This is a genomic window from Halomonas sp. XH26 (assembly GCF_024138895.1).
Lineage (GTDB): Bacteria > Pseudomonadota > Gammaproteobacteria > Pseudomonadales > Halomonadaceae > Vreelandella > Vreelandella alkaliphila.
Genome location: NZ_CP071889.1, coordinates 2757439 through 2775227, shown reverse-complemented (window position 1 = coordinate 2775227; position 17789 = coordinate 2757439). Strand labels below are relative to the sequence as shown.

The window sequence follows — 17789 nt, the reverse complement described above, 5'->3', positions numbered from 1 at the left end:
TATTAATGTTTTTTGAGCCGGATACTGGCGCTAACAAAGCCAAGCACAGCGACAGCTTTTCCGTTGCGGCTTCGTCTCCACTTCAAAGCTTCACGTGTTGGCGGCGTTAGCCATGCATCGAATAGAACACCAGAATGCCCATCCTATATGAGCCGCTAGCATCTCACGTGGGCGGCATTGTAATTGAGAAAAGGTGCGAAGCTTGAGCGATAAAAGCAAAGTAGATTTTATTCTGAGCCAACTGAAGAACCACAAAGCTTTGTCGTTTGTGGTTGTTGTGGGAGTGGTTATCATTGCCTTAGCTAATGTGACCCAAGCCATTGAGAAATTGACTCTATTTGGAAAGTCTGTCTATTCATTCGCCAAGCCAGTATTTGGGGGGAGTGACCTCGCTACAGTGGTTCAGGTGATATCAAAACAAAAGACGGGTGAATCTAAAGCGGCATATGAGGCATTGCGCGAGTACCTCAGAAATAAGAGTGAAGATTTCCAGTATATTCTGAGACCGATGGATTTTGACGCCAATCTGCTTGCGAAAACAGTCGGTGGAATCACGGTTATATCAACCGTCGACCAGTATAATATCGAAGGGTTTGTGATTTTCATTGATTCAGCGAGCGGCGGGGTAGTGTTAGCAGACTCGGAATATCCGTTAGGTGTGCGTGATATAAAGTTCATTGAAGACACGGGCGGGTCTCCGCATTCTCTGGTAATGGTGAGATATATATCAATCACAGGGACAGGAACACTCGGCGAGTCAGTTAAAGTCTATGCGCTTGATGACGGTGGCGTGCACTTGGCTTTAGACAAGCCATACAGTGAAGTAAATAGCGGATGGGGTGCGTTTGAGAGCGAAACAGTCGAGTTTCGAACACGAAATGATCTGCGGTTACGAAATGGAGTGGTCGAAATGCAGACCAGTGGTGTAGTGATGTTTGGCAACGATGGTGACCAATTCAGGGAACTCCCTGGCGAACTATACCTTTGGGAGCCGCGAAGTCGGTCGCTTGAGCAAATTCATGGGCGTAAGACTAGCCCTGATGCGTTAATGACGACGATATACTCGGATTTTGCGAACCCAAAGGGGGAGTGGTTCGAAAAGCCGCAATCCGTTGATAGAACGCTTTTGCGGCAGGTTTTTATAGAGGAAGAGTGGTAGCGACCTGGAACAAAGGAGCCAGGTCATGAGGCTAACTAGGCGCTCAAGTTTGTTCCGCGCTTTGCGCTCCACCGGAGGCGGCTAACGCCTCGTAACCTAGCTTAGACGTTAATCAGCATTGCCTCAACGTCCGCTCATGGCCGAAGACCGACATTACCACCGCCGCTAATGTCGGTTTTGATTACAACCTTTTACATCCCACTCACCCTCATCACCTCTCTAGTCACCGCCTCATTCAACACCCCGCGTTTAGCTTCCACTAGCGTGAGCCAGTCGCGGGCGCGGGTGATGCCGGTATAGACCAGCTCGCGAGTGAGAATCGGGTTGATAGTGGGCGGTAGCAGCAGGGCGGTGTGCAGGAACTCCGAGCCTTGGGATTTGTGTACCGTCATCGCGAACACGGTTTCTACCGAGTGCAGGCGGGAGGGCAGCACCCAGCGGATGGGGTTATCGGCCTCGCTCGTGGCACTTGATGAAGGAAAGGCAACTCTCAACAGTTTCTGTTGCGGATTGCGGGGATCCGGCACCGCCAGGGTGATGCCGATATCGCCGTTCATTAGTTTTAGGCCATAGTCGTTTTGGGTGACCAGCACCGGACGGCCTTCATACCAGCCTTTCTCTAACGTGTAATCACTGCCAAACAGCAGCTTTTCGCTGCGCAGGGTTTTGGCGATATGCAGGTTTAAGCCTTCTACCCCCCAGGGGCCTTTGCGCAGCGCGCATAGCAGTTGAAAGTGACTGTAGGCGCTTAGCACCTCAGAGGCCCAGGCGTTATAGGCCGCTGGGTTGTCCTCAAACGACTCCCCGCGCGGGCGCTGTGCGTTTAACACCTTTATGTAATGGCGGTAGCCAGTGGGCGGGGCGATAGGTTCACTTTTATGGTTGGTGCGGCCTTCACCACTATTGAGAAACTTATCCGCGCTGCCATGAATTACCAACTTATCTAGCGCGGTGTCATCAGCAAGCGTTAGGTGGTGTAAGTCTGGGTAGCCATGGCGCAGCACGGCGCTAACGGCCTGCTGTTTTTCCCGGTCAGTTTGGGCATGGCTGGGCTGGTTAATCGCCTGGGCCAACTGGCCGATGCCGCTGTGCTCGTTAAAGCGGTGGCTTACTCGCAGCATGGTAATGGCTTGGTCGAGCGGCTGGCCGTCAGCATCCAGGTACTCTGGCGGCAGCGGCTGGCCGGTGGCGCTTTCCAGCCATTGGGCGGTTTCTTGGGTGTAGTGGGCGGCTTCGGCGCGGCGGCATAAATCACCAAGTACTGAGCCAGCCTCTACCGATGCCAACTGGTCTTTATCCCCCAGCAGCACACACTGGGCATTGGCGGGCAGGGCACTCAGCACGGCGGCCATCATTTCGATATCCACCATGGAGGCTTCGTCGATCACCAGTACGTCCAGCGCTAGCGGGTTGGCGGCGTTGTGGCGGAAGTGGCGGGTGTCGGGGCGGGCACCCAGAAGGCGGTGCAGTGTTGTCACTTCAGTGGGAATTGCTATTGCGCTTGATGATACTGTGTTGAAGCGCTCCTCAAACTGCTCATTTACAGGATGTAAACTCCGCGTTTTCGTCGCGCTTCGCCTTGTCTCATCTTCGCTCATAACGCAATTCGTTAAGAGTTTTTCTAACTGTGCCAATGGCAAACTGCTTACCTGCCCGGCGATGGATTCATTTAGGCGGGCGGCGGCTTTGCCGGTGGGGGCGGCTAGGCGAATGCGCAGCGGTTGGCTGGGTGAGTGAGCCAGTTGCAGCGTTTGCAGCAGGGCGAGCAGGCGCACCACGGTGGTGGTTTTGCCGGTGCCGGGGCCGCCGGTAATAATGCCGAAACGGTTGCGGGCGGCCAGGGCGCAGGCGGTTTTTTGCCAGTCGAGGCCGTCGCTTGGCTTGAACAGAATATGCAGGGCCTGGGGGAGAAGGCCAGGGTGACTATCGTCACCCATCGCCCAATAAATTGGCCTCCTACAACGGTTATCAGTTGCCGTCGTGGCGTTATCATTCACCGCCTGTGTGTGCGTGGTGTTTTCATCTTCTAGGCGGCTGGCGATTTGCTGGTGCAGGGTTTGCTCATACTGCCAATAGCGGCGTAGGTAGAGCCGCGTGTGGCTCTTATCACCGGCGCCTGAGTGAGTCGTTACTACCACCAGCGGTGTATTGCCAGGGCCTTCGCTGGTGAGCAGTGGGTGATGCAGCGCAGCTTGCCATTCGCTTAGCGTGAGCGTTGCCAGCACGTCGCTGGGCAGCGGTGGCGGGTCGCTTAAATCATCCCCTTCTGGCGGTAGCGAAAGGGCGAAATCCGGTGCGTTAAGCGTGGCGTTTAAATCTAGACACACATGGCCTCGGCCTAGCTGGTGGCTGGCCAGCGCGGCGGCTAACAGTAGCAGTGCGGGGGCATCCGGTGCTTCTGCCGCTAAAAAGCGCACCAGAGCGCGGTCTAAATCACGCAGCCAGCCTCTTGCTACCCAGCGCTCGCATAGGGTTAACAATTCAGCGGTATCGCTTAACGCAGGGTGAGCGCTCACTGGCGTGGAAGCTGTGGAGGGCTGGGCATCCTGTGTCTCGATGGCATCGCCAAACAGGTCGAAGGTGTGGGTGTCTTTGGGCTTACTCATACCGTCGCTTCCTGTGCGGGGCTTGAAAACGATGCGCCTGCAAACAGGCTGTCCAGTGCTTCGATCAGTTCAACCGGGGCGGGCTCGGAAAATACCCCGCGCCCAGGGCTGCGGCTGCCGCGCAGAAATACCGTCATTGAACCGCCCAAGTGCTGGTGCGGGTCGTAGTCGGGCAGGCGCGCTTTTAGCAGCCGATGCATAGCCAGTAGGTAAAACGCGGCCTGGAGATCGTAGCGCTTGGCCAGTAGCGCATGGCGCAAGGCTTCCGGTTCGTAATCGCTGTCATTGGGCCCTAAATAGTTCGATTTCCAGTCCAGTACGTAAAAGCGCCCTTGGTGCTCGAAGGCTAAATCGATAAAGCCTTTGAGCATGCCGTTTAGGGTGTCAGTGTCCAGGGCTGGGCGCTCAACCCCTGGCAGTAAGTGCTTGCTTACCAGGGCATCAATCGCTTGGGTGTTGACCCGTTGGGCGGCCAACCAGAACTCTAGCTCTACTTGGTAGCTGGTGAGTTCGGTGAGCGCGACGCTTTGTTGGTTTGGCGCGGCCAGCGGTAATGGCGTGTTGAGTAGCGCTGAAAGCCAGCCAGCCAGCGGTTCCTGCCATGCTTGCCAGCCGCGTAGCTGAACGCGCCGCCATAGCATATCGTTGAGTGAATCGTGGTCGTTGGCAGCGGCTGCAAAGCCTTGTCTGCCTGCCCATTCCAATAGCCCGTGCAGGAAAGTGCCCGGCCCTGGTCCCCTGGGAAATTTATGCAGGTGGAAAGTGTCTGCGCTCGCCCATTCGTTGTTAATCGTTCGCTCGAAATGCTCATTTAACCCCTCGTAAACTCCGCTTTCTCGCGAAAGATTGCCTAGACTGGCCTTCGCTCGAAGACTTTCCATGTCATCAGGCATTAGCGAAATATCTTGTGGTTCATCCAGTACTTCAAATGTTGTGGCTTCCTGGGCGGTGGTGGGTTCCAGGGGCGTTGCCGTGGGGGCGGTGAGCGTGCCGGAAAGGCGCAGCGCCGAGTAGCTGGCAATCCACCAGTGTTCCTTGGCTGGGCGCGTGGGCGTGCGGGCGTGGCCAAGCGCGGCGTTTTGTTCGGCGCTTTGTGCAGAGAGCCCAAGGTGCTGGGCAGTGGGTGCCGGTGGCTCGCTGACAGCAATCTCGCTGCCTTGAGCCAGCGCTTCCAGCGCGCTGGTTAGCTCTGCCGGTGCAATGGTTCTTCCGCCACTAATCAGGTAGCCGAGGGCGCTATTTTCCAACCCTTGCAGCGGGGCTAGCCCCAGCCAAGTCGCGTGGCGGGCGCGGGTTAGCGCCACATAAAGCTTGCGTAGGTCTTCCCCTAAACGTTCGCGGTCGGCGGTGGCCAGCGTTTCTTCATCGGCGCTTAGGCTGAGCTGAAGGTTGCCTTGGGCGTCGTGCCAGCGCAGCGGTATGTCTTTATCGCTCACCGGGCGGTGGTTGGCGATAAACGGCAGGAATACCAGCGGGTACTCAAGGCCTTTGGATTTGTGGATGGTGACCACTTTGACCAAATCCGCATCGCTTTCCAGGCGCAGTTTGTGGCTGTCGCCGTGGCTTTCCGGGTCGGCAATGGCTTCATACAGAAAGCGAATCAGCGCGTGTTCGCCATCCAGTTCTGCGCTGGCTTGCTGCAGCAGTTCGCCTAAGTGCAGCAGGTCGGTGAGCAAGCGCTCACCCTCTTCGAATTCCCCCAGTAGGCGGGCGGGAATATCGAAATCCACCATCATACGGCGTACCAGCGGCAGCACACCCTGGCGCTGCCATAGGCGATGATAGTGGCTGAATTGCTCCACCCGCGCTTCCCAGGCCAGTTCGTTTTGTTGCAGGTGATCAAGGTCGGCCAAACTGAGCCCCAGCACTGGCGTTGCCAAAGCGGCGCGCAGGTGGGCTTCGGCCTGGCGGGAGCTAGCCAGTGGCTCGGCGCAGGCGCGCAGCCAGCGTTCTACCTGCTTCGCCATGGGCGAGCTGAACACCTTGTCGTGGTCGGAAAGGTAGACACTCTTCACCCCGCGGCTGGCCAGCGCTAAGCGAATGGCGCGGGCTTCCTGCAGGCCGTTGACCAGCACTGCCATATCGGAAGGTTTTAGCGGGCTTAGGTCATCGCCTTTTTGGAAGCCGCTTTTGCCTTGTTTATTGCCACTTTGGCCTGCCGCGAGCAGCTCCACCATATAAGAGGCGCAACGCTCGGCCATCTCGGTCTGGTAGGCGGTTTTGGAAAGTGGCTCTTCGCTTGTTAACGGCCAGAGCGTCATGGCGGGCAGCGGCTTGCCTTGGTGCACCAATTGTTCGTCGCGGCCTTTGGCATCTACCGATAAGAACGGCAGCGGGTTCTCACCGCCTTCTTCGCGAAATAGAAACGCCCCAGCCGAGTGCTGATCGGCGTAGTGGAAGCAGTGATTGACGGCTTCCACCATGGCGCGGCTGGAACGGAAGTTGGTGCCCAGCGTGACGTGGCGGCCTGCGGTGTCTTGGCGGGCTTGCAGATAGGTGAAAATATCCGCACCGCGAAAGGCGTAGATGGCCTGCTTGGGGTCGCCGATCAATAGCATAGCGGCATCGCGGCGGGGGTTGGCGACGTCATAGACCGCGTTAAAAATGCGGTACTGAATCGGGTCGGTGTCCTGGAACTCGTCAATCAGTGCCACGGGGAACTGGCGCAGAATCTGCGCGGCCAGGGCATCTTTGTTGGGGCCTTGCAGGGCGCGGTCTAAATGGGTGAGCAGGTCGTTGGGGCCCATTTCTGCGCGGCGTTCCTGCTCGCGCTCCATACGTACTTTGCACCACTGCACGGCGTGAATCAGCAAGTCGTTGCGCGGTTCCGGTAAGGCGTTGAGGGCGGCGGGCATATCCGCCAGCGCTTCCCAGGCGGCTGGGCAGGGGGGGGCGCCCTCTTTCCATATCTCGGCCATGCCGTCTGGGGTCAGGCGTTTCCAGGCGGCGGGCGTCAACGCGGGGCGCTCAAGGTCGCTTTCGCACCATTCGCGCAGTGCGCCAAGCCAGCTGGCGCGGCTTTTGGCGTTGAAGCTTTGGCCTTTGAAGGCTTTGCGTTTGGCGGCCTCTTCCATTGCGGGCACCAGTTCATCTAGCCAAGCGTGCCAGGGGGCTTTTAGTGTGCTGAGCGTGGCGCTGCGTTCGGCTTCGGCAGCGCTTAATGTGTCGGCTGGCGCGGGGCGTTGGCTGCCGAGGGCGTCGCTTTCGTGGAGCAGCTTGCGTACATCTTCGTGGAGTTTATCCGGCGATTTCCAGTAGCGGGTAATGCTGCCCAGGGCATCGGCATCCAGCGGGTAGTAGAAGGTACGCCAGTAGTCGCGCACCACTTCTTGCTCCAGTTCGCGCTGGTCGTTTTCTAGGTTGAGCGAGAACAGGCTGCCGCTATCGAAGGCGTGTTCGCGCAGCATGCGGTAGCACCAGCTGTGGATGGTGGAAACGGCGGCTTCGTCCATCCATTCGGCGGCTAGCTCCAGGCGGCGGGCGCAGGCGGGCCAAGTGGCCTCTGCATATTGCTCGCGGAGCTGGAGTAGCAGAGAGTCTGAACCAGTATCATCAGTGGCCCTAAACACCGCAGCGGCTTCTACCAGCCGGTGGCGGATACGTTCACGCAGTTCCTGGGTGGCGGCATTGGTGAAGGTGACTACCAGAATTTCCGGCGGGGTGAGCGGGCGCACAAAGGCGCTGTGGTCTTCGCTGTGCTGCCCGCCCAGCACCAGGCGCACGTAGAGCAGCGCGATGGTGAAGGTTTTGCCCGTGCCCGCGCTGGCTTCAATCAGGCGGCTGCCGTGAAGCGGTAGCGTAAGTGGGTTAAGCGGGGCGGGCTGACTCATCACGGGTCTCCGAAAGTAAAGCGCCCCAGCGCGGGGCCTAGACTGTATGAGTGCCCCGCCACCTGATAATCTTGTCGCCAAGCCACTCTTAGGACGCTCAGTTTACGCTACCAGCGGCTTCGGTTCACTCACACGAAGGGATCTCATGCTGACCTCGCTTCTGGACAATGACTTCTACAAGATCACGATGCAGAACGCCGTGATCAAACGCTTTCCCTATGCACATGCACGCTACGCATTTATCAATCGTGGCCAGCACGCGTTTCCTGAAGGCTTTGGCGCTGCGCTTCGTCACGAGGTCGATAAAATGGCGACGCTTCGCCTGACCGACCAGGAAAAGCGCTACCTGGAAGTTACCTGCCCTTATCTTGACCCGACCTATCTCGATTTTCTGGCCGGCTTCCGTTACGAACCCTCCGAGGTAATCATCGAGCAGCAGGGCAGTGAGCTGTCGGTGGTCATCGAGGGGCCTTGGTACCGCACTATTTTATGGGAAGTGCCGCTGATGGCGTTGATCAGCGAACTTTGGTATCGGCTACGCGGCGTCTCGGTGACCCATGATGACGATGCACTGATCGAGCAACGCACCCAGGAGAAGATCGAGCTTTATCGCCGCTTAGGGCTGAAAATTGCCGAGTTCGGCACGCGTCGCCGTTTCTCATTTGAGGTTCATGATCGAGTGGTGGAAGCGCTGCGTCACTACGGCGGTGAAGCCTTTAGCGGCACTAGCAATGTACTGCTGGCCATGCGCCACGACGTGAAGCCGATAGGCACCCACGCTCACGAGTGGTTTATGTTCCATGGTGCCCGCTTTGGCTTCAAAATGGCCAACAGTCTTGCCCTAGAGCACTGGGTGGATGTGTATCGTGGCGATTTGGGGATTGCCCTAACGGACACCTTCACATCGTCCGCTTTCTTCGACAGCTTCGATAAAAAATTCGCCAAGCTGTTCGATGGCGTACGCCACGATAGCGGCGACCCGATTGAGTTTGCCTCCCAAACCATCGCTCACTATGAACGCCTGGGTATTAACCCGCTGAGCAAAACCATTATTTTTTCGGATGCCTTAACGCCGGAAAAGGTCGAGCGCATTCAAGCGTTTTGTCAGAACCGGATTGGGATGGCGTTTGGCATCGGCACCAACTTCACTAACGATGTCGGCGTTGAGCCGATGAATATGGTGATCAAAATGGTCGAGGCGCGCCCTGAAGGGCAGGGCTGGCTACCGGTGATCAAACTCTCCGACGTGCCGGATAAGCATACCGGCGACCCGGAGATGATTTCGTTAGCAAAACGGATACTCTCGTTAAGCGAGACGAGTATTTAAGTCGGTTTTATGCTGGCCTACAGAACCCGCATCACTATGACGCCTGTCAGCCATAGGCCAGCGCCAAAACTGGCGTGCGCAAAAATGCTACGCAGCCTGGCGGTGGTTGGCTGCGGCGTCTTGCGGGCGGCAACCCCTGCGCCCATACCCGGCTGCAGAAATAGAAACGGCGCAATTACCGTTATCACACCGAAGCCTAACGCAGCTATGAGTGTGGGGCGTGCCAGCCAGTTTGGCCCAACCAGCACTAAGAATATGATCGCGAAAGCGATGCCAATCAGGTAGTGCGCCAGCCATCCTAGCGCCATTTCTGCTCGAATCGGGGCGCTTTCACCAATCGGCCGGTGGATGAATCTGCCCTTCGGCAAATGCCCTAGCCAACGCCCGACCATGGCGTAATTCAGCGAGGGAATACCCAGCAGCCGCTTCTGCAGCAGTGCGACTATGTCCATAAAAGCGGTTGCTCCCAGGCCGAGCAGTAGCGCATCGGTCAGCAGCCCACTCATTGTTGCACTCCTGGCATTTTTGCGCCGGTCATCTCTGTGCTTGTTATCTTTGCTCTTGTTAACGGTTTAGCAACGGCGTATGGGCGGCTGTGCGTATTGAAAACAGGCATGTTTGTTAGACTCCTGACAGTGTGGATAGACGTGTGGCTAGAAGCGTGGATGGATACGTAGGGGAGAAGCGTTGTAGCCTATTACTTCAAGTCAACTTTAAGTCAAGTGCCATGCTCGATATTTCCGAACTGTCTCGAAAAAGTGGTGTTCCTGCCTCGAAATTGCGCTATTACGAGGAAGTTGGCCTGATTAGGTCGGTGGGACGTAATGGTCTGCGGCGGGTTTTTGAGACCAGCGTTTTAACACGCTTGTCGCTGATTGCGTTGGGGCAGGTCGCGGGTTTTTCACTGGCCGAGATGCGCGACATGCTCGGCACGCAACGGCAGCCGGAAATCGACCGTGAAGCGGTGAGTGCTAAGGCAGATCTTCTCGACCGCCACATTAACGAACTGACAGCCCTTCGTGACGGTTTGCGTCATGTGGCGACCTGCTCTGCGCCGAGTCATCTGGAGTGCCCGACGTTTCAGCGTCTAATGCGCATCGCATTGGCTCGCCAGACTGGGCGAAGGCCTGAGCAAAAAAAGCGCCTTACGCAGAAAAACAGCCGTGCCAAGCAGAAAGGGAATAAACCCTTATCACCCCATGGACACGGTTGAGCTTGAATAGGGGCTAGAAGAAGCGCTTAACGCATTACGATGCCGCTTTCTTCGCGTTATCTTTGTTCCCATTATCTTTCTTCGCATTACCTTTCACGGCGTAAAACAGCGGGGCGTACAGCGCTTCCGTGAGTTCGGCAAAGGTGTGCTTTTCGTTGGCGGTGCGGTCGAAAAACAGCCGCTCGAAGCGGGGCCATTGGTGGCCGAGATAGGGGCTTTGGTCGGCTTCGCCAGTAGTTTTAAATCCGCTTTCATAGACTTTTTCGGCCGCGGCGTAGGCGTCGCTTTCCCTGCCTTTTTCAATAGCAAGGTCAGGTGTGCCCAGTTTTGTTAGCCAAGCAAAGGCGGCCTGGGGGGCTAGCGGAAGCGGTACTTCCAGGCCGTGTTGCCAGGCGCTTAGTTGGGTTTCCAGGTGGGCGCGGGCGATGTCGGCAGCGATAGGTTCCAGGGTGATGTTGCCGGCCTTGGAAAGCAGCTGGGTGGTCATCGGACCGCTGAGGTTACCCGCTAGGTGGGCAACCCAGTGGCGTAGCAGCAGATGCCACTGATACTTGCTGTTCTTGATCAGGCTGCTGCTGAGTAATAACAGGCGGCAGCGGTTGCCCGCGTCATCCTGGCGTAGCTCGCCCAGCCAATCTTCCAACGTAATACCGTTACTGCCTGCCAGGTGAATGGCTGCTGGGTCACCTAGCGCAATCGGCCAAGCGCCCAGGGCTTCTTCGTAGTCGCTGAACAGAGCTTCCATGGGTTCTGCTAAGGCATTGCGCATGCGCTCGCCAAAGGCACCCATGGCCAGTACACCTTGGCCCTGAAAACGCTCAAGGGCTGCGTGCAGTGCTTCAATGCGTGGCTCGCCGCGGTCAATGGCGTGGCGCTGGGCGGCGATAAGTTGGTCTTGTAGCTGCCAGTTTTGCAGGCCATCCAGGGCGAACGGTTCTTCGTCTAGCTCGGCAATCGCTTCCTGCTCGAAATATACTCCCAGCCGGGTATTGAAGAAGGCGCGTACTGGCTCGCGTAGGAATTGGCCTAACTGGCCAAGCGTTAGGCTGGTTGGGATGTTTTCCGGTGGGGGAAGTGTGGATTGGGCAGCTTGAGGCGTGCGCGGTGCGTGTACCTCGCGCCATTCATGTGCATAGGTAAACAGTCGAGTGACTTGCGTGTTGGCATCAAAATAAGCGCGGCTAAACGGCTGCAGCGGATGCTCGGTGGTTAGCGCTTCCAGCAGCGGCGTGCCGTTCTCGATCTGCCAGCCTGTTTCCAGATGGTCACGCAGTTGGCCGACCAGTACCGAAGGCGGTAGCGGGGTGTTGTCGATTTGGCTTCTGCCTACCCAGCTTATGTAGAGCTGGTCGCGGGCAGAGAGCAGCGCTTCCAAAAACAGGTAGCGGTCGTCTTCCCGGCGGGAACGGTCACCGGGGCGGTAGTCACTGCCCATTAAATCAAAATCTAGCGGTGGCTGAGAGCGGGGGTACTCACCGTCGTTCATGCCCAGCAGGCACACGCGCTTAAACGGAATGGCGCGCATGGGCATTAGCGTAGCGAAGTTAACGGCACCGGCTAGAAAACGCTGGGAAAGGCTGTGTTCATCAATCTGTGCCAGCCAATGTTCGCGCACCATGGAGAGCGGCAGCGGTTCGTTTAACTGGGCTTCCTCGCTGCTTTCCAGCGTTTGCTGCAAGCCGTTTTCCAGCTTGGTGAGCATCACGCTTTCTTGGGCGTTGTCGGTCAGAAAGAAGGTTTCCAGCAGCGTGCGTAGGCGCGCTACCCAGTTAGCGGCATCGGTGGGCTGGCAGAAGGTTTCCCAGGTCTCTTCGAGCTTTTCCAGTAAGGTGGCTAACGGCCCGGCAAGGCCCGCTTCCAGCCCGCCGATGTCGTCAAACGGCTCGATTCCTTGCCATGCGTGGCCTTCACCCACGGTGTAGCCCAGCAGCAAGCGGCGCAGGCCAAACGCCCAGGTATTTTGGCTTAGCCCGCCGGGAAGTTCGAGAGTCTGGCGCTGCTTGGCATTTAGCCCCCAGCGGATACCTGCGCCTTCCATCCAGCGCTCTAGTACCGGCAGGTCACGCTCTTCCAGCCCAAAGCGCTGGCGCAGAGCGGGCACATCGAGCAGATCCAGTAAGTCGCTGACCGAAAGACGCAGCTCTGGCAGGCGCAGCAGCTTTTCCAGGGCAATCATTAGTGGCAGGCGGTGGCGGCTGGCTTGGTCGGAAAGCGTATAGGGTATATGCCGCGGGTCGTCATTTTGTAGCTGGCCAAACACCGCGGCGATATGCGGCGCGTAGCGGTCGATATCTGGCACCATGACGATGATATCCCGCGGGCGCAGGTTGGGGTCGGCACTGAAGGCGGCCAGCAGCTGGTCGTGAAGAATCTCAACTTCCCGCTGGGGGCCATGGGCAATATGAAACACAATGGAGTCATCTGCCGCGTTTAGCGCTGGCCAGTGAGTTTGGGTTTCCGCTACGGGGCGCAGTTCGCGAATATCATCTTGCAGTTGGCTGAGCAGGCAGTCGCGATCAACGCCGTTAAACGGCTCGAACATATCAATGCGCAGCGCCTGCTGCTCAAACAAAGTTTGATAATTGCCCGAATCGTCGTGTTCATCCAGCAGGCGCAGGTAGTCGCGGCCCTGCTTGCCCCAAGCGGCGAGTAGCGGTTGAGCGTGCAGATGCAGGGCATCGTCGGCGTCGCCAGTGCCCAGTACATCCAACGCTTCGGGCATGCCGGTTTTGCGCCGCTGGCGGTAGCGTTTGGCGCGCAGTAAATCTTTGTGCTCGATGATATCTGCCCAGTAGAACTGGCAGGGGTTGTGCACACACAGCACGATTTGGCAGCAGCGAGAGAGCGCCGCCAGCGCTTCCAAGGTTTGTTGGGGCAGCGATGAAATACCAAAAATAATCAGCCGCCGAGGCAAGCCGCGCGGGCAGGGCTGGCCTTCCAGCTGTTCTGTCGCTTTCAAAAAGCGCCGATGCACCTGGGCACGGCTACTGTTAAGGCCTGCATCGCCTTGGGTGGCGGCGACATCCTCGCGCAGAATGCGCCATAGCGCAGGCTGCCAGCGCTGGTGCTCTTCCAGCGGGCGGGGCTCGCCCCGAGCGGTAATTAGCACGTCGTCACCGTTGGCCCAGGCATCCAACCAGTCGGCGCGGTAGACCTGATACTGGTCGAACAAATCCGCCAGCCGCTCGGCCAATTGGTAGTGCTTGCGCTGGTCGCGGTCGACTTCCAAGAACTGCGCCAGCGGCGCGAACACTTCTTGCCCCGCTAGCGTGGGCAGCAGGCGCAGTAGCCGCCACACCAAGCGCGATTTATCAAACGGCGAGGTTTCAGGCACCGCGTCGCCATCTTGATCAACGTGGGTGAGCACCGTGCGGTAGGCCTGCCATAAAAACCGCGCAGGCAGCATGACATCCAGCGCGGCGGCGATGCCCGCACCGCCGTTTTCCGGGTCTTCCGCCAGTGCCAGCTTTAACCACTGCCCAATGCCGTTGCTCTGCACCAGAATGGTCTCGTTTTCCAGCGGCCCCAATGGGTGCAAGCGCATCCACTGCACCGCCAGCCCGCGCAAGTCTTCCAGGCGGTTAGCGTGCACCACCATAAAGCCAGGGGTAAGCGACGTTGGCGAGAACGGTGTTGGTGAGCAGTGTGAATTGGCAGACATGCGGTGATGTTCCTTCGCGGCATTAGGCATTGGGAATAGCGCGTAGCGCTATGGTGCCATAAGTTAAAGGAACTCGCGTGCATCAGAGTTAGGAACTTTTACAGAAGCTGAGTTATCATAAAGGATAACTTGATCGGAGCTTGGCAATGGAATGGCAGGTTAGTTTTTACCCCGGCGTGGAGAAAGAGATTCTCGGCATGCCGCCAAAAATACAAGCTAGAATGCTCCGGTTGCTGGAAATGGTAGAGGAGCATGGCGCGAACTTGGGGCCACCGCATACAGAGTCGATGGGCGATGGTCTTTTCGAAATTAGAGCAAAGGCGAAAGAGGGCATCGGGCGTTCTTTGTTTTGCTATGTGCATGGACGACAGGTCGTGATTCTTTATGCATTTGTCAAAAAGAGCCAAAAAACGCCTCGTCAGGCGCTGATGCTGGCTCGATCAAGACAGCGCGAGGTGCAGTCGTGATTAACTTAAAAGCATTGAAAGAGCAGGCGCTTCAAAACCCTGAGGTGAAAGCAGAGTATGAACGTTTGGCGCCAGAGTTTGAGCTGGCGACAACGCTTATTTCTATGCGCCAGCATGCTGGCTTAACTCAGGAGGAGTTAGCCAAACGCTTGCATACCCAGAAAAGTAACATCAGTAGGCTAGAACGTGGAGATAGCAATCCCGGTTGGAAAACGCTGCAACGCTATGCGGATGCCTGCGGGTTTGAGCTGTCTGTTCAGGCTCAGCGACATAAAACCGCTATTTAACGTAAATAGTACGCCATAAGTGAGTCACTTGGGTTTTTCATCTTTGCTTGCGTGAACGCCATGGCATCGCCAAGCTATGTAGATACCGTGCGTAACGCGATGTGAGTCAAGCAAAGAGGAATTCCCCATGACCGAGCCTACTACGAATACCCGCCGCCATTCAGCCCAGGTGGTGGATGGCCCTGGCAAGGCAGCCAGCCGCGCAATGCTGCGGGCGGTGGGGTTTAACGATGATGACTTTACCAAGCCTCAGGTGGGCGTTGCGTCTACCTGGAGCATGGTGACCCCGTGCAATAGCCATATTGGTGAGTTGGCAGAGTTCGCCCGTGACGGTGCCGACGCGGCGGGTGGTAAAGGGGTGATCTTTAATACCATCACTATTTCCGATGGCATTGCTAACGGCACTGAAGGCATGAAGTACTCGCTGGTTTCCCGCGAGGTGATCGCCGATTCCATTGAAACCGTAGCGGGTTGTGAAGGCTTTGATGGGCTGGTGACTATCGGCGGTTGCGATAAAAATATGCCGGGTTGCGTGATGGGTTTGGCGCGGTTGAATCGCCCCAGCGTGTTTGTGTATGGCGGCACCATTATGCCCGGTAAGGGCCATACCGATATCGTGTCGGTATTTGAGGCGATGGGCGCGCACTCCCGTGGTGATATTGACCTGATCGAACTGAAAAACATCGAAGAAACCGCGATTCCTGGCCCGGGGTCCTGTGGCGGTATGTACACGGCCAATACGATGGCATCTGCCATTGAAGCATTGGGTATGAGCCTGCCAGGTAGCTCGGCGCAGAACGCTATTTCCCAAGACAAGCGCGATGACTGTAAAGCGGCAGGTGAGGCCGTGCTGGCACTGCTGGCCAGTGACATCAAGCCTTCTGACATCATGACCCGCGAAGCGTTTGAGAATGCGATTACCGTGGTGATTGCGCTGGGTGGCTCTACCAATGCGGTGCTGCATTTGATTGGCATGGCGCGCACCATTGGCGTGGAACTGACGCTTGCCGATTTCACCGAGATCGGCAAGCGCGTGCCGGTGGTCGCTGACCTGCGTCCCAGTGGCCACTATATGATGAGCGAGCTGGTGGCGATTGGTGGCATTCAGCCGCTGATGAAAATTCTGCTGGATGCTGGGTTGCTGCACGGCGACTGCTTAACAGTGACCGGTAAAACTCTGGCCGAAAACCTGGAAGATGTTGAGACTTATCCTATGGATCAGCAGATTATTGCGCCGCTGGGTAACCCGCTTAAAGCCGAAAGCCATCTGCGTATTCTGTTTGGCAACCTGGCGCCGGAAGGTGCAGTGGCCAAAATTACCGGTAAGGAAGGGACGCGCTTTAGCGGTTCGGCGCGGGTGTTTGGCTCTGAAGAAGAGGCCCAGGCGCGCATTAACGACGGTACCGTGGTGGCGGGCGATGTCGTGGTGATTCGCTATGAAGGCCCGAAAGGCGGCCCCGGCATGCGCGAAATGCTTACGCCAACGTCTGCGATTATGGGGCGTGGCCTGGGTAATGATGTGGCGTTGATTACCGATGGGCGCTTCTCCGGTGGCAGCCATGGCTTTGTTGTCGGGCACGTATCGCCGGAAGCTTTCGATGGTGGCCCGCTGGCGCTGGTACAGGATGGCGATGCCATCACCATTGATGCGGAAGCCGACACCATTGAAGTGGACATCAGCGATGAAGAGATGATGCGCCGCCGCGCCGCCTGGCAGCAGCCAGAACCGCGCTACCGCAAAGGCGTGTTGGCGAAGTATGCCAAGTTGGTCAGTTCTGCCAGTACCGGTGCGGTAACCGATTAACCTGCATATCAATACGTGAAGGTGCCTGGATCAGCCCGCGGGTGCCTCATTCGCTCGTGCCTCGCGAGATTCATTACCACGCGCTACTTAAATCATTGAATAGGAAGATTTTGTAGCGCGGTGTAAGTGTCAGCGCACCCGCGTTGATGAAGCCCCAGCGAATGATCGTGCACACTGTCATCACTGTGTCAGCTTTAATCAGTAGATTAGGTCTTTTGTCCACACGGGGAAGCTTACGCCATGGCTGAAAAGCACCATCTGAACGGGCGGGTAAGCGAGGTGTTTTGGGCGTTTTTGGCCTTGGGCTTGACCTCATTTGGTGGGCCGGTGGCGCACCTGGGCTATTTTCGTACGGCCTTCGTGGAGCGCCGACAGTGGTTAAGCGAAAGCGCCTACGCGGATCTTGTGGCGCTGTGCCAATTTTTGCCGGGGCCAGCCAGTAGCCAAGTGGGCTTTGCTTTGGGATTAATGCGCGCCGGGCCTTGGGGGGCGGCCATGGCGTGGCTGGCATTCACGCTGCCTTCCGCCATAGTACTGGTGCTGTTCGCATTTGGCGCGGCGGTACTGGATGGTCCGATTGCCAGCGGCATTATTCATGGCTTAAAAGTTGTCGCGGTGGCTATTGTGGCCCACGCGGTGTGGGGCATGGCGCGTAACCTATGTCCCGATCAAACCCGGGTGGGGATTGCGCTGGCGGCAGTGTTTATTGTGGTGATGGTCAGCGGGCCGCTGGGGCAGGTCGCTGCTATTGTGCTAGGCGGTATCGCCGGGTTGGCACTGTGTCGCATGGTTGCCGCGGCTACGTCCAGCGAGCCACTGCAGTTTCCAGTATCTCGCCGTGCAGGCACTGTGGCGTTGGGGCTGTTCGCTGCGCTGCTGATATTACTGCCGCTGTTGGCAGGCAGCGCTGCGTGGCTAGCGGTGGCCGATGCGTTTTATCGTTCTGGCGCGCTGGTATTTGGCGGTGGGCATGTGGTGCTGCCGCTGCTGGAAGCGGAAGTGGTGCAATCCGGCTGGATTACCGCAGATGAGTTTTTGGCAGGCTATGGGGCTGCCCAGGCGGTGCCAGGGCCGCTATTCACCTTTGCAGCGTATTTAGGAGCGCTGTTGCCCGGTATGAATGGCGTGGTTGGCGCGCTGCTGGCATTGTTGGCGATCTTTATTCCTGGCTTTTTGCTGTTGGTGGGGGTGTTGCCCTTTTGGAATCATTTTCGCCGTTGGCAGAGCGCTCAGGCGTTGATGCGCGGGGCTAACGCGGCAGTGGTGGGTATTTTAGGCGCGGCGCTGTATCAGCCGGTATGGACCAGCGCGATTATTGGGCCTTATGAATTTGTTCTGGCGCTGACGGGTTTTTTACTGCTGACCGTCTGGAAACTACCGGCGTGGATTGTGGTGATCGTAATCGCCTTGGGTGGGGTAGTGATCACGCTGTAGT

The 17789-nt window shown here is 57.5% G+C and carries 11 protein-coding genes; 7 read left to right on the top strand and 4 right to left on the bottom strand.

The features are described from left to right. Positions 1–202: 202 nt before the first annotated feature. Entirely contained in the window at positions 203–1159 is a 957-nt protein-coding gene (locus J4377_RS12655) for a hypothetical protein (protein WP_253485806.1), read from the top strand. Between the two features lie 191 nt (positions 1160–1350). On the opposite strand, the gene recD is transcribed toward J4377_RS12655, so the two are convergent. Further along, positions 1351–3765 carry an exodeoxyribonuclease V subunit alpha gene (recD, locus tag J4377_RS12650; protein WP_253485805.1) on the bottom strand — a complete coding sequence of 805 codons (2415 nt, stop codon included), beginning with the start codon at positions 3763–3765 and terminating at the stop codon, positions 1351–1353. Beyond that, positions 3762–7595: an exodeoxyribonuclease V subunit beta gene (gene recB / locus J4377_RS12645; protein ID WP_253485804.1), complete on the bottom strand. Its 3834-nt coding sequence runs from the start codon at positions 7593–7595 to the stop codon at positions 3762–3764. Before recB ends, recD begins: the two co-directional genes overlap by 4 nt. A 145-nt stretch (positions 7596–7740) precedes the next feature. Between recB and pncB the strand changes: the two genes are divergently transcribed. Next, positions 7741–8922 (top strand): nicotinate phosphoribosyltransferase, encoded by a 1182-nt coding sequence (gene pncB, locus J4377_RS12640; RefSeq protein ID WP_038477099.1) that lies wholly within the window; start codon positions 7741–7743, stop codon positions 8920–8922. Positions 8923–8939: 17 nt separating this feature from the next. Here the strand turns inward: pncB and J4377_RS12635 are convergent, their stop codons facing one another. Beyond that, on the bottom strand, positions 8940–9428 hold the full coding sequence (locus J4377_RS12635) for a DUF2938 domain-containing protein (RefSeq protein WP_038477096.1): 489 nt from the start codon (positions 9426–9428) through the stop codon (positions 8940–8942). Positions 9429–9649: 221 nt separating this feature from the next. Between J4377_RS12635 and J4377_RS12630 the strand changes: the two genes are divergently transcribed. Beyond that, a complete protein-coding gene (locus J4377_RS12630; protein WP_253485803.1) occupies positions 9650–10135 on the top strand; it encodes a helix-turn-helix domain-containing protein in 486 nt (161 codons plus the stop codon). Positions 10136–10169: 34 nt separating this feature from the next. On the opposite strand, the gene recC is transcribed toward J4377_RS12630, so the two are convergent. Next, a complete protein-coding gene (recC, locus tag J4377_RS12625) occupies positions 10170–13796 on the bottom strand; it encodes an exodeoxyribonuclease V subunit gamma (RefSeq protein WP_253485802.1) in 3627 nt (1208 codons plus the stop codon). Positions 13797–13942: 146 nt separating this feature from the next. Here recC and J4377_RS12620 point away from each other — a divergent pair, with 146 nt between their 5' ends. The 4 genes from J4377_RS12620 to chrA all read left to right on the top strand — a co-directional run bounded on the left by J4377_RS12620 (position 13943) and on the right by chrA (position 17788). Further along, a complete protein-coding gene (locus J4377_RS12620; RefSeq protein WP_038477087.1) occupies positions 13943–14263 on the top strand; it encodes a type II toxin-antitoxin system RelE/ParE family toxin in 321 nt (106 codons plus the stop codon). Then, entirely contained in the window at positions 14260–14550 is a 291-nt protein-coding gene (locus J4377_RS12615) for a helix-turn-helix domain-containing protein (RefSeq protein WP_233437200.1), read from the top strand. The genes J4377_RS12620 and J4377_RS12615 overlap by 4 nt, the downstream gene beginning before the upstream one ends. Before the next feature lie 127 nt (positions 14551–14677). Next, positions 14678–16354 carry a dihydroxy-acid dehydratase gene (gene ilvD, locus J4377_RS12610; protein ID WP_253485801.1) on the top strand — a complete coding sequence of 559 codons (1677 nt, stop codon included), beginning with the start codon at positions 14678–14680 and terminating at the stop codon, positions 16352–16354. 240 nt (positions 16355–16594) lie between these two features. Further along, a complete protein-coding gene (gene chrA, locus J4377_RS12605) occupies positions 16595–17788 on the top strand; it encodes a chromate efflux transporter (RefSeq protein ID WP_253485799.1) in 1194 nt (397 codons plus the stop codon). Position 17789: the final 1 nt, after the last annotated feature.